Raw genomic sequence first — 22043 nt, forward strand, 5'->3', positions numbered from 1 at the left:
GCACGGCAACCCTCTCAATCGGCTGCACGATTCTGGCATGATCTGATCACTGCTTTATCGTGACGCGCGCTGCCGCGTACCGGCACGTGACAGCTCAGGTGACACACCCGGGCGCGGGGTGACGCTTCGTCAACACCGGCGCCTCCCAAGGGGGGTGCCTCGGTATCGCCGGTGGGGGGACATGGAGTTCAGGATCCTGGGGTCCCTGGAGGTGTGCGCCGGGGCCGCTCCCGTACGGTTGGGCGGGCGCCGTCAGCGGAGTCTGCTGGCGATGCTCGTGGCGCACTCGAACCGGACCATCCCGGTCGCCCGACTGGTCGACACGGTCTGGGACCAGGACCCTCCGGCCACGGCGGACCGCCAGATCCGCAACATGGTCGGCCTGCTGCGCCGCATGCTCGGCACGGGGGCGGCCTCCCCCATCGTGACCGACGGCGCGGGCTACCGGCTGGTGGCGGACGACGCCCGGGTGGACCACCGCCTGTTCGCCTCCCGGGTCGCGGCGGCAGCGGACCTGGACGCGGCGCAGGCCGTCCCCCGGTTGCGCGAAGCCCTGGAGCTGTGGCGCGGCCCCGCGCTGGACGGGTTGCCCGGCCTGGTCTTCGCCGCTCTCGCGGCCGGCCTGGAGGAGCAGCGGATGGCCGTGCTGGAGCGGCTCTACGAACTGGAGCTGGAGGCGGGGCGGCACCGCGAGGTCGCCGCGGAACTGACCGGTCTGGTCGCCGATTTCCCGCTCCGTGACCGCCTGGTGCGGCAGCTGCTGACTGCCCTGCACCGCTCGGGCCGACACGGCGACGGGCTGGAGGCCTACCGGCGCCATGCCTCCCGACTCTCCGAGGACCTCGGGCTGGACCCGACACCTGAGGCCCAGGCCCTCCAACGGGCCCTCCTCCTCCCCTGTCCGGCACCGACACCCTCACCGGCGCCCACCGCCCGTCCGACACCGACCGCCCGTCCGGACCGGACCGCCCCGACCACCGGCGTCGCCCCTGCGGCGGCGCCGGCGGACCCGCGACCCGAGCAACTCCCTTCCGACCTCTCCGTGTTCGTCGGCCGCGCCCCCGAACTACTCATACTGGACCGGGTGCTGGCCACCGGGGAGCCCGGCGCCCGCCCAACGGCGGCACCGTGCGCCGTGATCACGGGTGCCGCCGGAGTCGGGAAGTCCGTGCTGGCGCTGCACTGGGCCCACCTCACGCGGGAGCGGTTCCCCGACGGACGGCTCTTCGCGGACCTGCGGGGCTGGTCCGCCGCCGGCCCCCGCTCCCCGCACGGGGTGCTGGCGGCGTTCCTGCGCGCGCTGGGCGTGACGGCCGAGTCCATACCGGCCCAGCTGGACGAGGCGTCCGCGCTCTACCGGTCGCTGCTGGCCGGGCGGCGGATGCTCGTCGTCCTCGACGACGCCGCCGGCCCGGAACACGTCAGGCCACTGCTACCGGGCGGCAGCGGCTGCGCCGTCGTGATCACCAGCCGGGACCGTCTCACCGGACTCGTCGCCCGCGAGGGCGCCCACCGGGTCGCGCTCGACGGCTTCACCCCCGCCGAGGGGCAGGCGCTGCTCGCCCGCATCCTGGGCGCCGACACCGCCGGCACCGCCGAGGCGCAGCGGCAGGCCGGCGCCCGGCTGCTCGACGCCTGCGGGCACCTCCCGCTGGCGCTCGGCATCGCCGCGGCCCAGCTACGCGATCGGCCGCAGCGTGATCTCGTCGCCTTCGCCGACGAGCTGGCCTCCTCCACCGACCGCCTGGGCGCCCTGGAGGCCGACGGTGACGACCGATCCTCCCTGCGATCGGCCTTCGGCGTCTCCTACCAGGCGCTCGACCCCACCGCCCGACGCCTGTTCCGCCGGCTCGGCCTGTTCCCGGGGGTGGACATCAGCGCCCCCGTCGCCGCGGCCCTGTCCGCGTACGCCGTCGACGCGTGCGAACGGCTCCTCGGCCGCCTGACCACCGCCCACCTGCTCGCCGAGCCCTCACGGGGCCGCTACCGATTCCACGACCTGCTGAAGCTCTTCGCGGCCGAGCTGGGCGCCCGCGAGGAGAGCCCGGAGGAACAGCGGGAACTACACGAGCGCTGGCACGCGTGGTGCCTGCACCACGCGCACGCCGCTGCCCGGGTGCTGACCCCCGGGCGGCGGCGGGTCCCCCTCGGCCCGCCGCCCGGCGGCCTGCGGGTGGCCGACCTCACCGGCCCCGAACAGGCCACCCGGTGGTGCGACGACCAGCGGGCGAACCTGCTCGCCACCGTCCGCCACGCTCACGAACGCGGGGACGACGAAACGGCCTGGAAACTGCCCGCGCTGCTGTGGAGCTACCTCCACCGCGCTTCGCCGCAGACCGAAGGGGTGGCCCTGGGCCGGACGGCCGTGGCCGCCGCCCGCCGCCTGGGCGACCTGAGCGCCCAGGCGCACGGCCTCAACGACCTGGGCCACGTCTGGGGCGCCCTGGGCGAACTCACCCTGTCCCGGCGGACATTCCAGCGGGCCAGGGTCCTCGCCCACAATGCCGGCGACCGGTGCGCCGAAGGCCGGGCCCTGGCCAACCTCGGCGCTTACCACTACTTCACGGGCCGCTACGCCGACGCCGGGGAGTACTACGAGCAGGCCCTCGACCTGCTGACGGCCGACGGCCCGGAAACCGATGACTGGACGGCCGACCTCTGCCGTACCAGCCTGGCCCCGACCTACCTGCTCCTGGGCCGCTACCAGGAAGCATCGGACCACGCGAGCCGCGTGCTCGCCCGGCCCAGGGCCCAGCGGAACGGGCCGATGGACTGCTCTCTGCTCAACACCCTGGCGGCGGCGCAGCACGCCCTCGGGCGGCCGGAGGAGGCGGTCGGGCACTACGAACGGTCCCTCGCCGTGAGCAGCCGCCTGACAGGCTATCCCGCCCAGCGGGCCCACGCCTTGGCGGGACTGGCCGCCGCCCACCGGGCACTGGGGCGCGAACAGCGCTCCCGTCAGGACTGGGACGCCGCGCACGAGATCTACGCGGAGCTGCCGGCGCACCAGCTGACCTCGAACCTGCCGATCCTGGCCGCAATGGGTTTCACTCCGCCCGTCACGACCGACCGGCGACCCTGAGGCGTGTCACGTGCCGGAACGACGTCGGATCCATGCCGTGGCCAGCACTCCCAGAACCACCAGCAAACCGCCGACCGCGATGCCGACGTGGTCCGCGCTCAGCAGACGGCTGTGCCTGCCCTCGGCCGCGGCGGAGCGCGGAGGAGGGGGGATGGTGGCCCCGGAGCTGGGGGTTTCCGACGCAGACTGGCCGTCCTGAGGACGGTCCGTCGCCTGGGGTGACGGGGAGCCGGACGGGTCGCTCCCGTCGGCGGCTCCACCCCCGTACAGAAGAGCGCCGTCACCGCGGTCGCCGTCACCACGCTCACCGCCGTCGTGCTTGTCGATGCAGTGGGTGGCCGGGAAGGAGAAGACTCGTTCGTGGCGGTCGAACGCCTTCACCACGAAGAGCGGGTGCTCCCTGAAGAAGTCACGAATCTGCCACTCGTACTGGTTGCTGGTCTGGGTGGGATAGTTCACGTCCAAATACGTTGAAGGAGCGAAGTTGTCCCATGGTGCTGCCGGCGACGAGGACGGGGATGACGTGGACCCCTGGAGAACGAGAGCCTCCGGCCCGTGCCGGCCGTTCTTCAGGATGATTCGGAAGCTCTGGTCGATGAGGATGACACGGCGGGCACTGTGGCAGTCACGCGGGGGATTGTGGTCGTGGTGTCCTCCCTCCCCCACGCCGTCCCCGTCCTGAATCCACAGGGAGCCGAACGCATGCCGTGCGGACGCCTGCGCGGCGACGTCCGCCGACGGGGACGCGAGGGCGATGACCGCGCCCGCCAGCGAGGCTGCGACCCGGGGACGGCGATTCATCCAACGACCTCCATGGGTGGCGAACACGCTGGACCGCCCGCTGGGCGACGCGTCCGAATCTCAGGAGAAGTTAAGAGGAGTCGACTCGTCACATCGTGAGCCTCCCTGGGGAGCCCTCCTTTTGTCACTCAGCCGCAGCAGTCGGTTGACGACCTGGTCAAGCGCTGGGCCGGGCGGGGCTCACGGAGTGCGGGCGGGGTGGGGTGGCAGGGGGAGGCGGAGGAGGAAGCGGGCGCCGGTGGGGGAATCGGCGAGGGTGAGGGTGCCGTGGTGGCGGGTTGCCAGGTCGCGGGCGATGGCGAGGCCGAGTCCGGCGCCGCCGGTGTCGCGGGTGCGGGCCTCGTCGAGGCGGGTGAAGGGGGCGAAGACGCGTTCACGGTCGGGGGCGGGGATGCCGGGGCCGTCGTCCAGGACTTCGAGGACGGCCCAGTGGCCGTCGGGGCCGGGGTCCTCGGTGAGGGTGACGGTGACGCGGTCGGCGGCGTGGCGCAGCGCGTTCTCCAGCAGGTTGCGGAGCAGGCGGTGGAGTTGGGCGGCGTTTCCGGGGACTTCCAGCGGGCGGTCGGCGTGGACGGTGATCCGGCTGGTGCCGTGCGGGAGTTCGGCGGCGACGTCGCGGGCGAGGTCGGTGAGTTCGACCCGGGTGTGGTGGGCCGGTGCGGCGACGGGCGGGCGGGCGAGCAGGAGCAGGTCGTCGGCGAGGTGCTGGAGGCGGACGGTGTCGGCGCGGGCGGCGCGGACGACGGTGGGCCAGTCGGTGCGGTCGGGGTGGGTGAGGGCGACCTCCAGGGAGGTGCGCAGTCCGGCGAGGGGACTGCGCAGTTCGTGGGAGGCGTCGGCGACGAAGCGGCGCTGGGCGGTGACGGCGTGGTCGAGCTTCTGGAGGGTCTGGTTGGTGGTGGTGGCGAGGTGGGCGATCTCGTCGGCGGTGGGCGGGACGGGGACGCGCCGGTCGAGGTGCTGGGCGGTGATGGAGGCCATCTGGGCGCGGATCGCCTCGACCCGGCGCATCGCCCGGGCGGTGACCGCCCAGGCGATGGCGGCCACCAGCAGGACGGCGAAGGGCCCGGCGACCAGCAGCAGCCGTTGGACGGACTCCTGGACGCGTTCGGCGTCCCAGGGCGGTACGACCAGGTAGGCGGTGACGGTGCGCTCGCCCCGGTCGGGTTCGCCGAAGCCGGACTGGATGGAGTAGCCGCTGATGCCGCCGGCGCTCTGCCCGTACAGGGGGAGGGTGTGGTGGGCCAGGCGGCTGGCGGTGGCGGTGGCCGGGGCGTCGAGTGTGAGGGTGCGGGAGACCTGCTCGTCTGCGGGCAGCGGCGTGAGCTGGGCGGCGACCTGGGCGCGGAAGGGTTCGAGGTCGGGGCTGACCTCCAGGAGCCGGCCGGAGTCCAGGACGAGGGCGTAGGTGCGGTCGCCGCCGAGCAGTCCGCTCGCCGGGACGTGGCCGGTGCGCATGTCCGCGACCGCCACGTCGAGGCGGGCCTGCGCGGCAGCCTTCGCGTCGTCCAACTGGGAGTCGTAGAGGCTGTGGCTGAGCCAGAACGCGCCCGCGGTGAAGGCGGCGGCCGCGGCCAGGCCGGCCGCCGCCGCGGAACGGGCCCGCAGCGAGCGCAGTGAGTGCAGTGAGCGCAGCAGCCGGGGCAGCCGCGGCGGCCTAGCCACGGGAGTCCAGCCGGTAGCCGGTACCGCGCACGGTGAGGATGGAGTTCCGGCCGAACGGGACGTCGATCTTGCGGCGCAGGGCGCTGACGTACACCTCCACGATGTTCGGGTCGCCCTCGTAGCCGCTCTCCCAGACCTGGTCGAGGATGGTGGTCTTGGCGACGACCTCGCCGGGGCGTTCGGCCAGGCACTCCAGGACGGCGTACTCGCGGGGTGTGAGGGCGACCGGGGTGTCGGCGCGACGGCAGGAGCGGTCGGCGGGGTCGAGGACCAGGTCGCCGACGGTCAGCGCGGGCGGGCGTTCGGCGCCGCCGCGGCGGACCAGGGCACGCAACCGGGCCACCAGGACCGGGTAGGAGAAGGGCTTGGCGAGGTAGTCGTCGGCGCCGGTGTCCAGGGCCTCGATCTCGTCGTACTCGCCGTCCTTGGCGGTGAGCATCAGGATCGGGGTGGTGACGCCTTCCTGGCGCAGTTGGGCGCAGACCCGGTAGCCGTTGAGGCCGGGGAGCATGACGTCCAGCAGGATCGCCCGGTAGTCGCCGGTGCGCGCGTACCAGAGGCCGGAGCGGCCGTCGTGGACGACGTCCACGGTGTAGCCCTCCGCTTCGAGCCCGTCCCGGAGGGCGTCGGCCATCCGGGTCTCGTCCTCCACCACCAGTACGCGCATGCGTCTCAGCATGTCACGGGGGGTGCCGCGGTTCCTGAAGGTGCTTTCAGGCTCTTTCAGCGGATCTTCAGAGGGCGGGTCGGACGCTTCGGGGGTCGCCCCACGTCCGCCCTACCGCGAGGTGAGCCCCCGTGACTCTGCCCCTGACCCGCGCACCCCGCGCCACGGTCGAACCCCAGCTCCAGGCCCAGTCCCAGTTCCAGTCCCAGCCCCAGGCCCGGCCGGGCCGGACCGCCCTGCTGCCCTGGGCGCTCGCCGCCGCGCTGTTCGCCGCCTACAGCGCGCTGTCCGTCTCCCGCCACCTGCACCTGCGGACGTCCGGCTTCGACCTGGGGATCTTCGAGCAGGCCGTCCGCGGCTACGCCGAGGGCCGCGCGCCGGTCTCCGAGCTGAAGGGGCCGGGCTTCCACCTGCTCGGGGACCACTTCCACCCGATCCTGGCCACCCTCGCACCGCTCTACCGGGCGTTCCCCTCCCCGCTGACCCTGCTGGTCGCCCAGGCGGCGCTGCTCGCCGTGTCCGCCGTCCCGGTGACCAGGGTGGCGGCGCGGGCGGCCGGTCCGTGGGCGGGCGCGGGCATCGGCGTCGGGTACGGGCTGTCGGTCGGCCTGCAGCAGGCGGCGGCCTTCGACTTCCACGAAATCGCGTTCGCCGTACCGCTGTTGGCCTTCACCCTGGAGCGGCTGACGCTGCGGAGGTGGCGCGCGGCCGCGTGGTGCGCGCTGCCGTTGCTGCTCGTGAAGGAGGACCAGGCGGCGACGGTCGTGGCCGTCGGCTGCTACCTGTTCTGGCACGGCCGCCGCCGACTCGGCGTGGGCATCGTCGCGCTCGCCGCCGCCACCGTGGCGCTGGTGGTGCTGGTCGTCATCCCGGCCCTCAATCCCGACGGCGTCTACACCTACCTGTCCAACGTGGACGGTCCGTCCGGCGACCCCGTGACCAGGCTGCTCCTGCCCGCCCAGAAGTGGGGGACCGTCGCCGTGCTGCTGGCCCCCACCGCGTTCCTGGCGCTGCGTTCGCCGCTGATCCTGCTCACGCTCCCCACCCTGGCCTGGCGGTTCTGGTCCACCAACCCCGCCTACTGGGGGACGGGCTTCCACTACGGCGCCGTCCTGATGCCGATCATCTTCGTCGCCTTCGCCGACGCCCTGGCCCGGCTCCGCGCGCGGCACGGCCTGCGGCGGTGGACGGCCTGCGGCCTCGTGGCCGTCGGGCTCGCGGTGACGGTTGCCGCCCTGCCCTTCCGCCCCCTCGCCGAGCTGGCCCGGCCCGCCACCTGGCAGCGCGACGCGACGGCCGACGCCGTGCGCGGGGTGCTGCGGGTGATCCCGGACGGTGCGCAGGTGGCTGCCGCCAACGGCATCGCGCCCCAACTCACCGACCGCACCCGGGTTTTCCTCTTCCCGCACTACCCCGGAGGACCCGGCGCGAAGCCCGACTGGGTCGCGGCCCCCGACCACCCGCGGGACGGCCTCTTCCCCGCCGGCCAGGAGGCCGAAGCCCTTCGCGCCCTCCCCGCCGCCGGCTACCGTCCCGTCGCGAGCGCCGGCGGCGTCACCGTCTACCACCTCGGCGCGCGGGAATGACGGCCTCCTGCGGAAGCGTCGGCCACCGGGGTGCGGGCGAAGGACACGTGCGCTGCGGCAGGCACCAGGTAGCCGGCCCCGGCCACCCGGGCCGACTCCAGGCCGCCAGTGACGTAGTCGTTGTGCACGTGGGTCTCGGCACCGACCTGGCCGCTCAGGTCGCCGGTGCGGCGCGGTCTCCCGCCCCGGCGTCAGACGGCGAGGTGCCTGGTGCCGGGGTCGGTGGCGGCCTCGGGGGTTGCGCCGTGCTGCTCCTCGTCGGGGCGGGCCTCCCTGGGCAGGAGGAAGGTGATGGCGAGGAATGCCACCAGCAGGCACGCCTGGACGATCAGCGCGTGGTGGAAGCCGGTGGTGAAGTCGCCGGTCCTGACCTGGTCGAAGAAGACCGAGCCGAAGACGGCGACGCCGATGGAGCCGCCGACCGCCTGGACCGCGGTCAGGACTCCGGATGCGGAGCCGATCTCGTGGTCGTCGACGGCGGCGAGGATGAAGCTGAACAGGGCGGCGATCACCATGCCGGCGCCGATGCCCGCCACGACGGTGCCGGGAACGACGTCCCAGATGGAGAAGGTGGCGGTGTCGAGGCCGTCGAGTTCGAACCACAGCGCGGCCGCACCGGCGAGCTGGACCAGCGGTCCGATCTGGAGCACGCCACGGCCGATCCTGTTCACGAGGAAGGCGCCGCTGACGGCGCCGCCGATCGCGGTGCCCACCGCGAGGGGCAGGTTGCCCAGTCCCGCCTCACCTGCGGTGAAGTGCCTGCCGATCTGGAGGTAGAGGGTCAGGACGAGCTGGGTGCCGATCATCCCGCCGAAGAACAGGGCGATGCCGCCGAGCCCGACGGTGAAGGCGGGCTTGCGGAGCAGGGCGGGGGTCACCAGCGGTTCGCGGCCCGCGGCGGCCGTTCGGCGCTGCTGAAGGGCGAACAGGGCGAAGCCGATCGCGGAGGCGGCCATGCTCAGCCAGGTCCACAGCGGCCAGCCGTCCTCCTGTCCCTGGTTCAGCGGCAGCACGAGCAGGGCGCACGAGGCCACGATCAGGGCCGCGCCGGTGATGTCGACCCGTACCGTGCGGCTGCCCGCCCTGTCGGGGACGAACTTCGCGGCGACGATCAGGGCCGCGAGTCCGATGGGCAGGTTGATCAGGAACACCGATCGCCAGCCGAGGCCGAAGAAGTCGCCCTCGATGAGGAAGCCGCCCAGGACCGGGCCGATGATGCCGCCCAGACCGAGGACGGGCCCGAAGATCGCGAAGACCTTGGTGAGCTCGGGGCCGGAGAAGTTCTCCCGCAGCAGGCCCAGGCCCTGGGGCAGCAGCAGCGCCCCGGCGGTGCCCTGCAGCAGGCGGAAGGCGATCAACGACTCGATGTTCGGCGCGAGCGCGCACAGCAGCGAGCTCGCGGTGAAGGCGGCCAGGCCGATCAGGAACATCCGGCGCCGGCCGTACCGGTCGCCGAGGCGGCCGCCGAGGACCAGGCCGGCGCCCAGGGTGAGGGCGTAGCCGCCGATGACCCATTGCAGTCCGACGGGGCCGGAGCCGAGGGATTCCTCCAGGTCCGGGCCGGCGACGTTGACGATCGAAGCGTCCAGGAGGTCCATGATCTCGGCCGTGATCATGACCGCCAGGATCAGCCACCGCCATCGGTAGGGCTCGGTGGTGGTGCCGAGGGTGGGGGCAGGGGCGGACACGAGCAGATACCTCCATGGTGAAGTAATTTCACAGTGAAGGTAAAATGGTGGAGATAGGTTGTCAACCTGGAATGCCGATGTGACCGCGCGGCGGACGACAAGGGTGGAGGGTCCCGTGGAAGAGGCCAAGCGCGACAAGGCCGCGGAACAACGCGACAAGGTCGCGGAACAGCGCGAGCGGCTGACTGAAGCGCTGAGGATCTACGGCACCCACTACACGGAGCTCGGCCGCCGCTTCGCCGCCTGGCTCGGCCTGCACTCCACCGACGCCACCGCGCTGCTCCAGATCACCGCCGCCGAGGAGCGCGGAACCCCCCTGTCACCGGCACGGCTCAGCGAACGGATCTCCCTGTCCACGGGAGCGACCACCGCACTCCTGAACCGCCTCGAAGCCGCGGGACACATCACCCGCGCCCGTGAACACACCGACCGGCGCATCGTCACCCTGCGCGGCGGCGGGCACATCCGGGAACGGGCGGAGGAGTTCTTCGACCCGGTCGCCCACCGCCTCGACGCCGCGATGTCGAACTACCCGCCCCGGCTCCTGGAGCAGTTCGAAGCATTCATGGCCGACCTGAACACCGCCTTGGACACCCACCTCGGGGAACAGGACTCGAAGGCGCCGCACTCCCCCGGCGCCTCCGCCCCCGGCACGTCCGCCCCCGGTCGGGAATGATCCGGACGCTCAGCAGCAGGTGAGCGGTGCCGCGACGGCCCGGGCCGTCGGAGCCTCGGCGTCGGCGATCCGGCCGCGCAGCATCGCGTCCATGACTGCCATGTACCGCTGCGTCCGGGGGCCGCCGAGGAGGAAGGGGTTCGCGGCGCCGGGCGGCTGGTGGCGCAGTTGTTCGGCGCGTTCGAGGCCGTGGTCGTTCGGGTGGTTGGAGAGCTCGACCTCCACGTTCGCCCGGCGCATGACGGCCCGGAAGGCCTGGACGGACGCGAGGAAGGTGCGCAGTTCCTCCACCGTCGAGGGCGGGTTGAGGCCGCCCCACAGCATCGCGCTGTGGTGCCGGCGGCCGGCCCGGACGGGGATGATCGGGGAGACGGTGCCGGGGGTGTGGCCCGGGGTGTGGTGCAGCTCGATCGTCGTGCCGCCGAGCGTCAGCTGCTCGCCGTCCGCGATGTCGAGGTCCCGGGCGGGGGCGTCGGCCGGGCGGGTGCGGGCGAGGAGGTCCCAGTCGGCCGGGGACATGTGCACGCGGGCACCGTAGCGGTCGGCGAAGGTTTGCGCGCCGCCGAAGTGGTCCGAGTGGCCGTGGGTGAGGACGACGTGCTTGATCGCCGCCGGATCGGCTCCGACCGCGCGCAGCCCGGGGACGATGATGCCGTCGGCGTCGGCCGGGGAGGTGAGTGCGTCGATCAGCACGATGCCGTCGTCCGTCAGCACCGCCATCGCGGAGACCCAACCCGCGCTCAGGAGCACGAGGTTGTCGAACAGCTTGACGGGCGCAGGCGCGGGCAGTTGGGGAAGGTCGGAGCCGGGGGTCAGCGCCGTCACCAGGGCGCGCAGCACGGGGTCGTCGCCGGCGAGGCGGCGGGCGCGGTCGTAGTGCGGGCGGGAGGCGGACGGCGTACTCGCGTCGGTGGACGCCGGGGCCGGGGCGGAGGCCGGGGCCGAGGCGGAGTCCGGGGCCGAGGCGGCGATCGGCGCGGCTCCGGCGGCGATGCCCAGGGCGGCGAGCTGGGCGAAGCGGCGTCTGGTGAAGTCGGCGTCCGTGGCGGTCCGGCGGGTGGGGTGGATCACGGCGGTCGGGGCTCCTGGTGGTCGGCGCTCTTGGCGGTCAGGGCTCTTGGTGGTCGGAGGTGTTGCTGCTCGGAGGTGTTCAGCCGAGGGCGCCGACGACGGTCTTCGTCGCCTGGGCGATCAGCGCGTCGTCGGAGGTGGCGTCGGCCTTGCCGCGGTCGGACAGGACGACGATCACGACCGGGCTCCGGCCGCCGGAGGGCCATGCGACGGCGGCGTCGTTGCGAGTGCCGTAGCCGCCGTTGCCGGTCTTGTCGCCGACCTTCCAGTCGGTGGGCACGCCCGCGCGGATGTAGGGGGCGCCGGTGGTGTTGCCGACGAGCCAGTCGGTCAGCAGTCGGCGCCGGTCCTCCGCGAGGACGTCGCCGAGGGCATAGCGGCGCAGGTCGGCGGCGAAGGCGCTGGGGGTGCTGGTGTCGCGGGTGTCGCCCGGGGTCGCCTCGTTGAGGGTGGGCTCGGTGCGGTCGACGCTGGTGGTCTGGTCCCCGAGGTCGCGCAGCGACTGCTGGACGGCCGCCGGGCCGCCGAGCTCGGCCATGACGAGGTTGGCTGCGGTGTTGTCGCTGTACTGGATCGCGGCGGCGGCCAGATCACGCACCTTCATGCCGGTGGCGACGTGCTGCGAGGTGATCGGCGCCCACGACAGCACGTCCTCCTGGCGGTACGCGACCACCTTGTCCAGCTCCGCGTCGGAGGCCTTGCGCAGGAGGGCGCCGGCGGCGAGCGACTTGATCGTGGACGCGAACGCGAACCGCTCGTCGGCCCGGTAGGCGATCTCCCGGCCGCTGCCGGTGTCCACCGCGTACACGCCGAGGCGGGCGCCGAACTGCTGCTCAAGCCCCTTGAAGGAAGCGCTCGTCGTATCCGCAACCGGCATCGCGCTGGATGCCGCGGCGGGCGTGCCGGCACCCGCATGGCTACTGAGTCCCGCAGAGCCGCACCCGCTCAGCAGGGTGGCCGCGAGCAGGGCCACGGCAGGCAGCACGGTACGGGGGCGGCGGAGGGCAGTCGTCATCGGTGGTCTCCCAGGTGGTTCGTGTCGTCACCCTCAGCTAAACAGGCCGTCGGGCCATCAGTCCAAGACCACTATGGTGAAGAGATCGATATAAGAATGCCTATGATTGCTGGCCATGGACCTCTTGGGGCACCTACGCCACTTCCGCGCTGTCGCCGAGGACCGGCACTTCGGCCGCGCCGCCGAGCGCCTGCGGATCGCCCAGCCCTCGCTCTCCCAGCGGATCAAGCGTCTGGAGCGCGAGCTCGGCGTGACCCTGTTCGACCGCGGCCCGCGCGGAGTCGAGCTCACCCCGGCGGGCCTGCTGCTGCTCGCGGAGGCGAAGGAGGTGCTGGAGAGCACCGCCCGCCTCCTCGCCACCGCCGCCGACCTGCGCACCGGCCGGGCGGGCACCCTGCGCGCGGCCGTGCCGCCCGAGCTGGGGCCGGCCGTCCTGGCCGCGCTGCTCACCGGCTTCGAGAGCGCCTCCCCCGGCACCCGGCTCGAACTGCGGGAACTGCCGGTCGCGGTCATGGCGCGCGAACTCGCCCAGCACACGGTGGACGTCGCCGTCGTCCGCCACCCGTGTCCGGCCGCCGGGCTGGCGTTCGGGCCGGTCCTGCACCAGCCGCTCGGCGTCCTGCTCGCCGCCGGGAGCCCGGACGCCGACCGCCCGGAGCTGGCCGTGGCCGAACTGACCGGCCGGCGCCTGGTGTTCTTCCCCCGCGCCACCGCCCCCGCGCTGTACGACGAGATGCTCACCACCCTGACCCGGCACGGCTGCACTCCCGAGGCCGTCGTCGACCCGCCCGGCCCGGACGTCGCGGGCGCACTCGTGCTCACCGGCAGCGCCGTCGCCCTGGTGCCACGCACCGCACCGCCACCGGGTACAGTCTGGCGTCCGCTGACCGGCACCCCGCTGGCCTGGCGCACCTCCACGGCCTGGCCGACCGGAAGCGGCGGGCCCGCCGTCCGGCTGTTCGCCGAAGCCGCCCACGAGGCGCTGACCGAACACGGCGGCCTCCTGCCCCAGCCGCCCAACCCCCCGCTCTTCCCCCGGCCCGCAATGGAGTTCCCGCTGTGACCAGCGACCGCGCCTTCGGCAACCGCGCATCCGGCGACCGCCCCGCCGGCGCCCGCACCGCGCGCGCCCGCATCGCCGCCGCCTTCGCCGACGCCGGCGTCAGCGGCCGGCTGCACGTCCGCGACCTCGACACCGGCACCGAGATCGCCCTCGACGCCGACACCCCGGTCAGCACCTCCAGCGTCCACAAACTCTGCCTCCTGGTCACGCTCTTCCGCGAGGCCGCCGCCGGACGGATCGACCTCACCCGGCAGGTGGACGTCCCCGCCGCCGGCCGCACCTCCGGAGGCACCGGCCTGGCCGCCATGCTCGACGCCGCCCGGCTCTCCCTGCGCGACCTCGCCTACCTGACCGTCGCCGTCAGCGACAACGCCGCCGCCGACGTCCTCTGGGACGAGATCGGCCTCGACACCGTCAACCGCACCATGGCCGACCTCGGCCTGACCCGCACCGTCGCCGTCCACAAGCTCCGCGACCTCATCGCCGCCCTCGCCGAGGACACCGGCCGCGACTCCCCCGTCGACCCCGCCGTCGTCGCCCGCCTCAGAGTCCTCGACCCCACCTTCACCAACCGCAGCACCGCCCGCGACATGACCACCCTGCTCGCCGCCCTCTGGCACGGCGACGCCTGCCCCGGCGAACACGGCGCCGCCCTCCGCCGCCTGCTCGGCCTCCAGGTCTGGCCGCACCGCCTCGCCTCCGGCTTCCCCTACGACGACGTCCGCGTCCACGGCAAGACCGGCACCCTCCCGACCCTGCGCCACGAGGTCGGCGTCGTCGAATACCCCGACGGCGGCCGCTACGCCCTCGCCATCTTCACCCGCGCCGCCGCCACCACCATCACCCTCCCCGCCGCCGACGCCGCCATCGGCACCACCGCCCGCCTCGCCGTCGACGCCCTACGGGCGATGGCGACCGGGAGGGGCGGCGGCCCGCAGGCCTCGTAGTGCTTCGTTCCTCGGCATCTCGAAGCATGAAGGGCCGCCACCGACCGCTTCGGCGCCGTCCAGGGCTACCCGGGCAACCGCCGCCCCGCCCCGGAGGTCCCCGGCACCCTCCTCAAGCCCCGCGGCCGCACCCGCTGACCCGCGCGTTCGACGGGAACGGAGTCGCTGCGTGCCCTGGCTGCGGGACAACCCTCAGCGAGTTCGGCCACCTCACCGCCCGGCCGGTTCATCCTCACGCCCCCGGCGGTCGGCCGGGGGCGTGAGGACGCCACCCCGCCCTCACCCGGCAACACCCGACACGTCATGCGCGAACTCGCCAGCCCCACCCCCCTCTCCCAGCCAGGTGCCCCCAACATCTGTCGCACGCGGTCGGCGGTCGGACCATCACCCCACGTCAGAGCAGCCGGTAGGCGATCTCGGTCGACGGCTCGTCCGCCCGGCCTCGGAACCACTCGCGACACACCAGAACAACACACCCCACGCCTCGCCGAAAGTCCGGATGGAAATGACCGAGAACAAGTAAGGCCGAGGTTTGTTCGATTGACCCTCACAAAGGCGGTCTGGATACTGATCGAGCACGACGCAACCGAAACTCGTTGCGAAGCGGACTCCGATTCGAAATTTCATCCGGCTGAGGAGAATCCATGATCTCGAAAGCGAAGAAGGTCGTGAGCTCGATGGCGATGGCCTTCGCCGCGGCGGCCACGCTCACCGTGGCCGTGCCGTCCGGCAACGCCTTCGCCATCGACCACGTCCAGTGTGACGGGAGCCGCAATGACTTCCTGAAGATCTGGTCGCACCTCGACGGCCGTGACAGCGTCGACTGCTACGCGAACGGGGGGACGATCGGCTTCGGCGGGTGGTGGATCGACCGGATCTCCACGGGGAACAACGACCTGGTCTACTCCGACGCCAACGGCGACTCGGTGAGGGTCAACCGCTGGACCGACATCACGTACCCGAACCGCCCGCCGAGGGTCAACTCCATCCAAATCCTCTGACGAACCGGCGGAGCGGGACCCGAACGGAAATTCGCCCGGCCGCATCACCGCAAGTCCCCGCAGCGATTTGATCGCCGTCGAATTTTCTGTGACGTGAATTCGCTCAATTCCGGTCCACCGGCGCCGGCCATGCCCTCCAGGGGCTGGCCGGCGCCGGCATGTGGTGTCACGGCTGCCCGCCGAACCCCAACGGTCGCCGGAGTGTGCTCGCCCGCCCCGGCCGGGCACCACCGTCGGCCGCTGCCCCGGCGGGGCGGTCGCGGTGGGGGTCAGCGGGTGCTGAAGTCCGCGTTCCAGGAGGCGTTGCCGGTGCGGGCCAGGCCGACCTCGTTGTAGTCGCCGAGCATGATCCCCAGGTGGCCGGGCGACTTGATCCAGCCGTCGACGGCGGCGTCGATGTCGGTGGGGCCGTAGAAGGCGATCTCGCCGAATCCCCTCCCGGTGTAGCCGAGGCCCCGCGCGATGCTGCCCGAGTCGCAGAAGTGGCCGGAGACGCGGCGCTGGTCCATCTGGTCGGCGTTGCACTTGGCGGCCTGGGAGAGCGTCTGGTTGAGGCGCACCGCCGGCTTGCCGTTCTGGGCGCGCACGGTGTTGAGCCGGTCCAGGAAGCGCTGCTCGACGGAGGTGCCCGGGCCCGGGCCCGGGCCGGTGCCCGACCCGATCAGGTCGAACCGCTGGGACATGCTGCCGTCGCAGTTCTCGACGGTGACCTCCCGGTCGAGGCCGTGGTAGGTCAGACAGCGGTTGTCGCGGGCGTTGTGGAGGTAGGTGCCGCCGCCGGCGGCGGGCTCCAGGGTCCACTGCTGGTTGTCGCCCGCCCACCAGTGGATGAACTGGGTGGACCGGCCGTCGTTGGTGTCCATCTCCAGCACCCGCTCGGTGCCGTTGACGTTGCGGGCGAAGTCGACCCGGTCGCCGGGCTTGTTGGAGATCCAGAACGAGGTGGAGGCGTTCTGGTAGTTGCGGGCGACGATCCGGGAGCCCTCGCCGTCGGAGCTGGCCAGCGAGTTGTGGTTCTGGTGGTCCTGGATCGTGATCATCTGCTCGACCACGGCGGCGTTCGCCGGCGCGGCGAGCAGCGTGATGCTGCTCGCGGATATCGCGGAGACGGCGAGCGCCAGGCCTGCCAGCCGGGTGCGGCGGCGGGTGCCGGTGCTCGGACGGAGGCGGAGGGTCCGGGCGGTGGACGGGTGGGACACGGGAATCTCCTGTTGTCGATGGACCGCGTGCGGATGAGACTGCGGAACGCGGTCAGGACACCAGGACTGGATTGACGATTGATCAGCAGCGTGTTGACGAACTGCCGTTCGCGGCCTCGGCGGGGAGCCGAGGCCGCGCGCAGGGTTCAGTTGGCCAGGCTGAAGTCGCCGCCGAGGGATGCGGCGATCTTGTCGACGCCGGTCAGCGCGGTGAGCGAGGTGACGGGGGTGCGGCTGTCGGTGGTGGTGCCGTTGCCGAGTTGGCCGGAGCCGTTGTTGCCCCAGGAGCGGACGGTGTTGTCGCCGAGCAGGGCGATGCTGTGTTCGCGGCCGCCGGCGATCAGCTGGACGCCGGTGAGGCCGGGGACCGGGACGGGGGTGATCCGGTAGTCGGTGGTGCCGTCGCCGATCTGGCCGGAGGTGTTCTGGCCCCAGGCCTTGAGCTTGTTGTCACTGTCGGTGACGGCAAGGCTGTGGTGGGCTCCGGCCGCGATCCCGGAGACCCCGCCGAGCCAGCTGCCCTGGGTGTCGACCGGGGTGAAGCGGTTGATGGTGGTGTTGTCGCCGAGCTGGCCGGTGGCGTTGTAGCCCCACGCCTTCACCGCGTTGCCACTGGTGGGCTTGCTGGAGCTGCTCGGCGGGCCGACCAGGGCCAGGTTGTGGGCGGCGCCGGCGGCGATCCGGGTCACACCGGTCAGGTTGTTCACCGGGGACGGCACGTTACGGCTCGCCGAAGTGCCGTCGCCGAGCTGACCGTTGATGTTGTGGCCCCAGGCCCACACGGTGCCGTCCTCGCGCAGCGCCAGGCTGTGGTTGAGTCCGGCGGCGATCGCGATCACCTTGTCGAGTCCCTCGACCCGGACCGGGACGCTGCTGTCGACGTTGGTGCCGTTGCCGAGCTGGCCGTGGTTGTTGCGCCCCCAGGCGACCACGGTCCGGTCGGCGAGCAGTGCCAGGCTGTGCGTCGGTGGCATCGGAGAGGTTGACGACCTGGCCGGGCGCGTTGTGGCTGAACACCGAGCCGTCGCCGAGCTGCCCCGACCCGTTGGCGCCCCACGTCTGCACCGTGCGGTCGGTCAGCAGGGCCAGCCCGAAACCTGTGGCGGCGCCGCTCCCCCCGGCGGCGATCTTCACCACCTCGGCGCTCGTCAGCCCCAGCACGGTGGTGGCCGTCGTACGGAAGTCCGTCCAGGTGCCGTCGCCGAGCTGACCTGCGCGGTTGTTGCCCCAGGACTTGAGCCGCTTCTCCTGCACTTCATCTCCTCATCGGGTGTGCTGCCATGCGGGAATTCGGCCGCGCCGGGCGCGGCCGCGGAGGCTGCCAAGAGGACCGGCGGCGTTGCCGCCCGACAGGCCGCTCCTGCCCGGCCCTCGCCGCAAGCTCTCGAACGCATCATCGGCGACGACCGATCAGAACTCGGGGCACCGATCTCGGCCTTCACTCGAACAGGTGATCTTCCGGCGTTTCCCGGCGCGCCGGGCCGTCTCGCACTGCGCACACGTGCCCCTTGGCGGCGCTCTTGACGACGACCCGACGGCCCGGCACCTGGTGGGTGCCGGGCCGTCGGGTGGGGTGTGGGGGCGCGGGTTACTTGGGCATCTCGTTCCAGAGCTGCTGGGCGCTCTTGCCGGTGAGCTGGACCCAGATCTGGTCGTTGTAGTTCGTGGTGTTCAGCAGGTGTGCCAGGTCGGGCTTGTTGTAGGCCTTCGAGACGTAGTCGATGAACCGGGCGGTGGCCTGGTAGCCGCTGTCGTAGTTGGAGTCCGGGCCGAAGTGCTGGGCGCCGGTGCCCGGCTGGAAGTTGTAGTCGCGCACCCAGTCCGCCAGGCCCTCGCCCAGCCACCACTTGCCGGAGAACGGGCTGTCCCAGACCGCGACGTGCACGGCCTCGTGCACCAGGAAGCCGGTGTCACCCTGGTTGCCGCGGGTGTAGCCGATGTTGACGTGGACCTCCTTGACGCCGTTGCTGGGGTTCACCGTGGTGAACGCGGGGTTGTCGGTCAGCTTCGGGTCGAAGATGATCTTGAAGTAGCTGGGGGCGGCGAAGGCTCCCTTGGTGATCAGGTTGGAGATCGTCGGGTAGTAGTCCGCGACGGTCCTCTTCTGCTGCTCCAGCCACGGCCCGAGGTCCGGGGCCTGCGAGTAGTCGAGGTCGATGCTCGGGCGGCCGGCGGTCGGCGGGGTGGTGGCGCCGTTGCGGTCGAGGTTCCAGGACTGCGCCAGGTCCCCCGCGTTGCAGGCGGCCACCTTGGCGTTCAGGTCCGCGCCACGGGCGAGGCAGAGGTTGCTGTCCGAGACGCTGTGCAGCAGCCAGGCCCGGCCGTTGCCCGCCGAGGCGCTCTCCAGCCACCACTTCTGGTTGTCCGTGCCGACGTAGTTCCAGGCACCGACGGTGTTCTTGACCCGGTCCCGGTCGACGGCGTTGTTGGTGCCGGGCACCTTGACCGACCAGGTGCCGTTGCCCTCGTCCCTGACCGTCCAGACCTGCTGGGCGGAGGACTGGTTCCAGTCGCGGACCACCACGTTGGAGGCGTTGTTGCGGCTGTCCCACTGCAGGGCGCCGCCCGCGTAACTGGAGATGCGGTAGTCGGCGCCGCTGGACGGGAGCGACTCGGCCGCGCTGGCGGTCCCGGCGCCGAAGGCCATCCCGGACACGACGGTCGCGGCGGACAGGACGACGGCGGCGGCCGTACGACGGGTGAACATCTCGGGGCTCTCCTCTCGGGCGGTTCCCCCCTGGAACCGGCCTGCGCTCATGCCACCGGGCCGCGGTAGACGCGGCGTCAACGCTCCCGTCAACGGGTGCGTTGACAGGCCGTCGGCTCGGTGGTGTTCACCCGAAGGTCCAGGCCTCTGCCGGGCGGCTCCTCACTCGCGGATGCCCGCGCTCTCGACCGCCCGCCCACGGGTCGCACGCACGGCCGCGCCCGCCGCGGTGGCCAGGGCGACGAGGGCGCAGAGCGCGACGGCCTCCCCGATCCGCGCCCACGGGACCACCGTCGGCGCGTCGGCCACGAGCTTGCCCAACGAGACGCGCTGGGTCAGTGCGGCGAGCGCGGTCGCCACGGCAGCGAGCAGGGTGCCGACGACCACCGCCACGGCCGACTCGGCCGCGGCCACCCTCACGATCTGACCGCGCACCGCGCCGGTGAGAGCGAGCAGGGCGAACTCCCGCCGCCTCCCCGCCATCGCCATGATCAGGGTGTTGGCGACCGCGATCAGCGCGTAGGCCAGCGCGACCCCCAGGATGATCACCGCCGCGTTGTCCGTCTGCTGCGCGGCATGCGCGCGCTCGGCCTCAAGGTAGGCGTCGTAGGTCACCACATGCGCGCCGGAACCTGCCAGCGCCTGGTTCACCGCGGCCGTCTGCTGCGGGTCGAGCGCCGCGCCGGCGCCCGCCGAGGAGTCGAGGTAGACCCGGCTCGGCATCAGCGCGCCGGTCAGCGCCGAGGACACGTAGGTGTCGTCCCCGTTCAGGCCGCGCGCGACCAACGCCGCGACGACGGTCGAGGCCCTCGCGCCGGTCGGCAGCAGCATGACCACGCGGTCCCCGACCGCCAGGGCGTCGGACTCGGCCGCGTGCTCGTCGATGACCAGGAAGTCCTCGGGCAGCGAGGCGAGGGAGCCGGAGAGCACCGGCGGCGTGACGGTAGCGCCCAGCGCCGCCGCCGGGACGGCCTTCGCGCTCAGCGAGTCGATCTGCTCACCGGCGGCGGTACCGATCCGGACGTTCATCGAGGTGACCGGGGTGACCCGGATCCCGGGCACGGCCGCCAGGCGGGCGAGCGTCGGGCCGTCGATCCCCGAGCCTCCGGGCACGACCACGTCCGCCGCGCGGATCTCCTGCTGCTGCCGGGCCAGCAGCGCCGCGTCGCCGGACTCCTGCATCGTCAGCATCGCGGCGACCAGCCCGACGGCCACCACGATCGGCGCCACGGTGGCGGCCGTACGGCGCCGGGAGGTGAGGATGTTCTCCCGCACCAGCAGCGGGCCGGCCGTGGCGCAGCTGCGCAGCGGGCGGAGCAGCAGCCTCGTCACCGGGCGCAGCAGGGCCGGGGCCAGCAGGGTGACCGCGCCGACGTAGAGCACCGGCACCACCTCGTACTTGCGGGCGCTGGCCGCGAGGTACGGCTCGGTGCGGGAGATGACGATGCCCGCGACGACCGCGCCGGCCAGCATCCCGACGCCCAGCAGCCAGCGGGCCGGCGTCATCGCGCGGCGCTCCAGCACGCTCTCGCGCAGCACCTCGATCGGGCGGATCAGCGAGACGCGCACCAGGGTCGCGGCCGAGCCGGCCAGCGCGGCGGCGACGCCGATGACGGCGGCGACCAGCAGCGGCAGGACGGTGACGGGGATGGTGAACCACGACGGGGCCACGTGGTGGTCGAGCATCCAGGAACGCAGCGGCACGGTGCACAGCGGTGCGAGCAGGCAGCCGGCGACCGCCGCGGCCAGGCCGATCAGCAGGGCCTCCCAGAGCACCATGCGCCGCACCTGCCCGGGGGCCGCGCCCACCAGGCGCAGCAGCGCCAGTTCGCGGCGGCGCTGCTCGGCGGCGAAGGCGAAGGTCGCGGCGACGACGAACACCGCGACACACACGGCGAGTCCGGTCGTACTGCCCGCCATGGCCTGGGCGTTGGCCAGTGCCTGGGCGCCGCCGGTGGAGTCGGGGTCCAGCCGGGTCAGGCCGTCGCCGGTGAGGACCACGGCCCGGTCGCCTGCGAGCGCGGCCAGCTGCTTCGCGTCCTGGTCGGTGACGAGCGCGTTCACTCCGGGTGACAGGCGCTGCGCCTCGGCGGCGGTGAAGAAGACCACGTTCTCGAACCAGAGCGCGTCGGTGACGCCCACCACCCGGTAGTAGCCGGCGCCGTCGCCCGTCGTGACGCCGGTCTGGCGTCCGATCAGCTCCCGGGAGCCGCCGCCGACGACGATCTCGTCCGCGGCCTGCGGCGCGCGCCCGGCCGCCAGGCGGTAGCCCGCGAAGGCGGCCGAGGGCCATGGGTGGCCCGTCATCTCCCCGGAGCCGGAGGCGAGTTGCACGGGAAAGCTGCGGTCGGGCGTAGCGTGCCCGGTCGCGGCCGCCTTCGCGACGACGTCGGGCGGCAGGACGGCGGGGGCCTTCATCGGGCGCCCGTCGAAGCCCTGCGGTGCCAGGACGGTCGAGGCCTCCTTGAAGCGCTGCGGACCCGGGTGCGGCGTGCCGAAGGTGGCGGCGAGGGTCAGCGTCATCATGCCGATCATCGTGGTGCCGAGCGTGAGGGCGAGGAAGGCGCCCGCGAAGCCCGTCAGGCGGTGGCGCAGGGTGGCTGCGGCGATCTTCAGCACGGCTTCGTCCCACTCCCGCCGGGCTCCAGCGCGGCCATCCGCATCCCGTGCTGCTCGACGACATACGGCTGGCCCGGGGCCCGCCCCTCGCCAGGAGACGGGGCCGCTGCTGGAACCTTGCTCCGGAACACGCGCTCGCCTTCTCCGTGGGGGTCGGTCGGGCGCATCGGCCACCCGCCGCGCCGACGCTACGGCCCCACGCGGATCGGCACCTCCGGACTGCCCCTGATATCGCCCCTGATATCACCCCTGAGGA

At 72.9% G+C, this 22043-nt stretch carries 16 protein-coding genes and 1 pseudogene; 6 read left to right on the forward strand and 11 right to left on the reverse strand.

Annotation, left to right across the window (positions count from 1 at the left end; genetic code table 11):
• Positions 1 to 181 precede the first annotated feature (181 nt).
• Positions 182 to 3082 (forward strand): BTAD domain-containing putative transcriptional regulator, encoded by a 2901-nt coding sequence (locus ACFWPI_RS00565; RefSeq protein WP_380424494.1) that lies wholly within the window; start codon positions 182 to 184, stop codon positions 3080 to 3082.
• 6 nt (positions 3083 to 3088) lie between these two features.
• Here the strand turns inward: ACFWPI_RS00565 and ACFWPI_RS00570 are convergent, their stop codons facing one another.
• The 3 genes from ACFWPI_RS00570 to ACFWPI_RS00580 all read right to left on the reverse strand — a co-directional run bounded on the left by ACFWPI_RS00570 (position 3089) and on the right by ACFWPI_RS00580 (position 6215).
• Positions 3089 to 3883, reverse strand: a complete 795-nt coding sequence (locus ACFWPI_RS00570) for a hypothetical protein (RefSeq protein ID WP_380380064.1) — start codon at positions 3881 to 3883, stop codon at positions 3089 to 3091.
• Positions 3884 to 4063: 180 nt separating this feature from the next.
• Positions 4064 to 5548 (reverse strand): ATP-binding protein, encoded by a 1485-nt coding sequence (locus tag ACFWPI_RS00575; RefSeq protein WP_380380062.1) that lies wholly within the window; start codon positions 5546 to 5548, stop codon positions 4064 to 4066.
• A complete protein-coding gene (locus tag ACFWPI_RS00580) occupies positions 5541 to 6215 on the reverse strand; it encodes a response regulator transcription factor (RefSeq protein ID WP_380380060.1) in 675 nt (224 codons plus the stop codon). The genes ACFWPI_RS00575 and ACFWPI_RS00580 overlap by 8 nt, the downstream gene beginning before the upstream one ends.
• 131 nt (positions 6216 to 6346) lie before the next feature.
• Between ACFWPI_RS00580 and ACFWPI_RS00585 the strand changes: the two genes are divergently transcribed.
• Positions 6347 to 7801, forward strand: coding sequence for a DUF2079 domain-containing protein (locus ACFWPI_RS00585; RefSeq protein WP_380380058.1), 1455 nt, complete (start codon positions 6347 to 6349; stop codon positions 7799 to 7801).
• Positions 7802 to 7992: 191 nt separating this feature from the next.
• Here the strand turns inward: ACFWPI_RS00585 and ACFWPI_RS00590 are convergent, their stop codons facing one another.
• Positions 7993 to 9417: an MFS transporter gene (locus tag ACFWPI_RS00590; protein ID WP_380380068.1), complete on the reverse strand. Its 1425-nt coding sequence runs from the start codon at positions 9415 to 9417 to the stop codon at positions 7993 to 7995.
• Between the two features lie 187 nt (positions 9418 to 9604).
• Here ACFWPI_RS00590 and ACFWPI_RS00595 point away from each other — a divergent pair, with 187 nt between their 5' ends.
• Positions 9605 to 10165, forward strand: a complete 561-nt coding sequence (locus ACFWPI_RS00595; RefSeq protein ID WP_380380056.1) for a MarR family winged helix-turn-helix transcriptional regulator — start codon at positions 9605 to 9607, stop codon at positions 10163 to 10165.
• Positions 10166 to 10174: 9 nt separating this feature from the next.
• Here ACFWPI_RS00595 and ACFWPI_RS00600 read toward each other — a convergent pair whose 3' ends face one another.
• Together ACFWPI_RS00600 and bla are read right to left on the reverse strand one after the other, a co-directional pair.
• Positions 10175 to 11236, reverse strand: coding sequence for an MBL fold metallo-hydrolase (locus ACFWPI_RS00600; RefSeq protein ID WP_380380054.1), 1062 nt, complete (start codon positions 11234 to 11236; stop codon positions 10175 to 10177).
• A gap of 79 nt (positions 11237 to 11315) precedes the next feature.
• Positions 11316 to 12251 carry a class A beta-lactamase gene (gene bla, locus ACFWPI_RS00605; RefSeq protein ID WP_380380052.1) on the reverse strand — a complete coding sequence of 312 codons (936 nt, stop codon included), beginning with the start codon at positions 12249 to 12251 and terminating at the stop codon, positions 11316 to 11318.
• Positions 12252 to 12366: 115 nt separating this feature from the next.
• Between bla and ACFWPI_RS00610 the strand changes: the two genes are divergently transcribed.
• The 3 genes from ACFWPI_RS00610 (at position 12367) to ACFWPI_RS00620 (ending at position 15262) form a co-directional block, all read left to right on the forward strand.
• A complete protein-coding gene (locus tag ACFWPI_RS00610) occupies positions 12367 to 13314 on the forward strand; it encodes a LysR substrate-binding domain-containing protein (RefSeq protein ID WP_363367787.1) in 948 nt (315 codons plus the stop codon).
• On the forward strand, positions 13311 to 14261 hold the full coding sequence (locus tag ACFWPI_RS00615; RefSeq protein WP_380380050.1) for a serine hydrolase: 951 nt from the start codon (positions 13311 to 13313) through the stop codon (positions 14259 to 14261). The genes ACFWPI_RS00610 and ACFWPI_RS00615 overlap by 4 nt, the downstream gene beginning before the upstream one ends.
• A gap of 644 nt (positions 14262 to 14905) precedes the next feature.
• Positions 14906 to 15262: a beta/gamma crystallin domain-containing protein gene (locus ACFWPI_RS00620; protein WP_350876292.1), complete on the forward strand. Its 357-nt coding sequence runs from the start codon at positions 14906 to 14908 to the stop codon at positions 15260 to 15262.
• 269 nt (positions 15263 to 15531) lie between these two features.
• Here ACFWPI_RS00620 and ACFWPI_RS00625 read toward each other — a convergent pair whose 3' ends face one another.
• The 5 genes and pseudogenes from ACFWPI_RS00625 to ACFWPI_RS00645 form a co-directional block, all read right to left on the reverse strand.
• Complete coding sequence (locus tag ACFWPI_RS00625) at positions 15532 to 16461, reverse strand: CAP domain-containing protein (protein ID WP_380380048.1); 930 nt, start codon at positions 16459 to 16461, stop codon at positions 15532 to 15534.
• Positions 16462 to 16607: 146 nt separating this feature from the next.
• Positions 16608 to 17435 carry an RCC1 domain-containing protein gene (locus ACFWPI_RS00630; protein WP_380380046.1) on the reverse strand — a complete coding sequence of 276 codons (828 nt, stop codon included), beginning with the start codon at positions 17433 to 17435 and terminating at the stop codon, positions 16608 to 16610.
• A gap of 37 nt (positions 17436 to 17472) precedes the next feature.
• Positions 17473 to 17598: pseudogene (locus ACFWPI_RS00635) on the reverse strand (hypothetical protein); the annotation flags it as partial.
• Positions 17599 to 18049: 451 nt separating this feature from the next.
• A complete protein-coding gene (locus ACFWPI_RS00640; protein WP_380369135.1) occupies positions 18050 to 19168 on the reverse strand; it encodes a basic secretory protein-like protein in 1119 nt (372 codons plus the stop codon).
• 162 nt (positions 19169 to 19330) lie between these two features.
• Positions 19331 to 21787 (reverse strand): FtsX-like permease family protein, encoded by a 2457-nt coding sequence (locus tag ACFWPI_RS00645; protein ID WP_380369138.1) that lies wholly within the window; start codon positions 21785 to 21787, stop codon positions 19331 to 19333.
• Positions 21788 to 22043 lie beyond the last annotated feature (256 nt).

This window comes from Kitasatospora sp. NPDC058492 (assembly GCF_042720685.1).
Taxonomy (GTDB): domain Bacteria; phylum Actinomycetota; class Actinomycetes; order Streptomycetales; family Streptomycetaceae; genus Kitasatospora.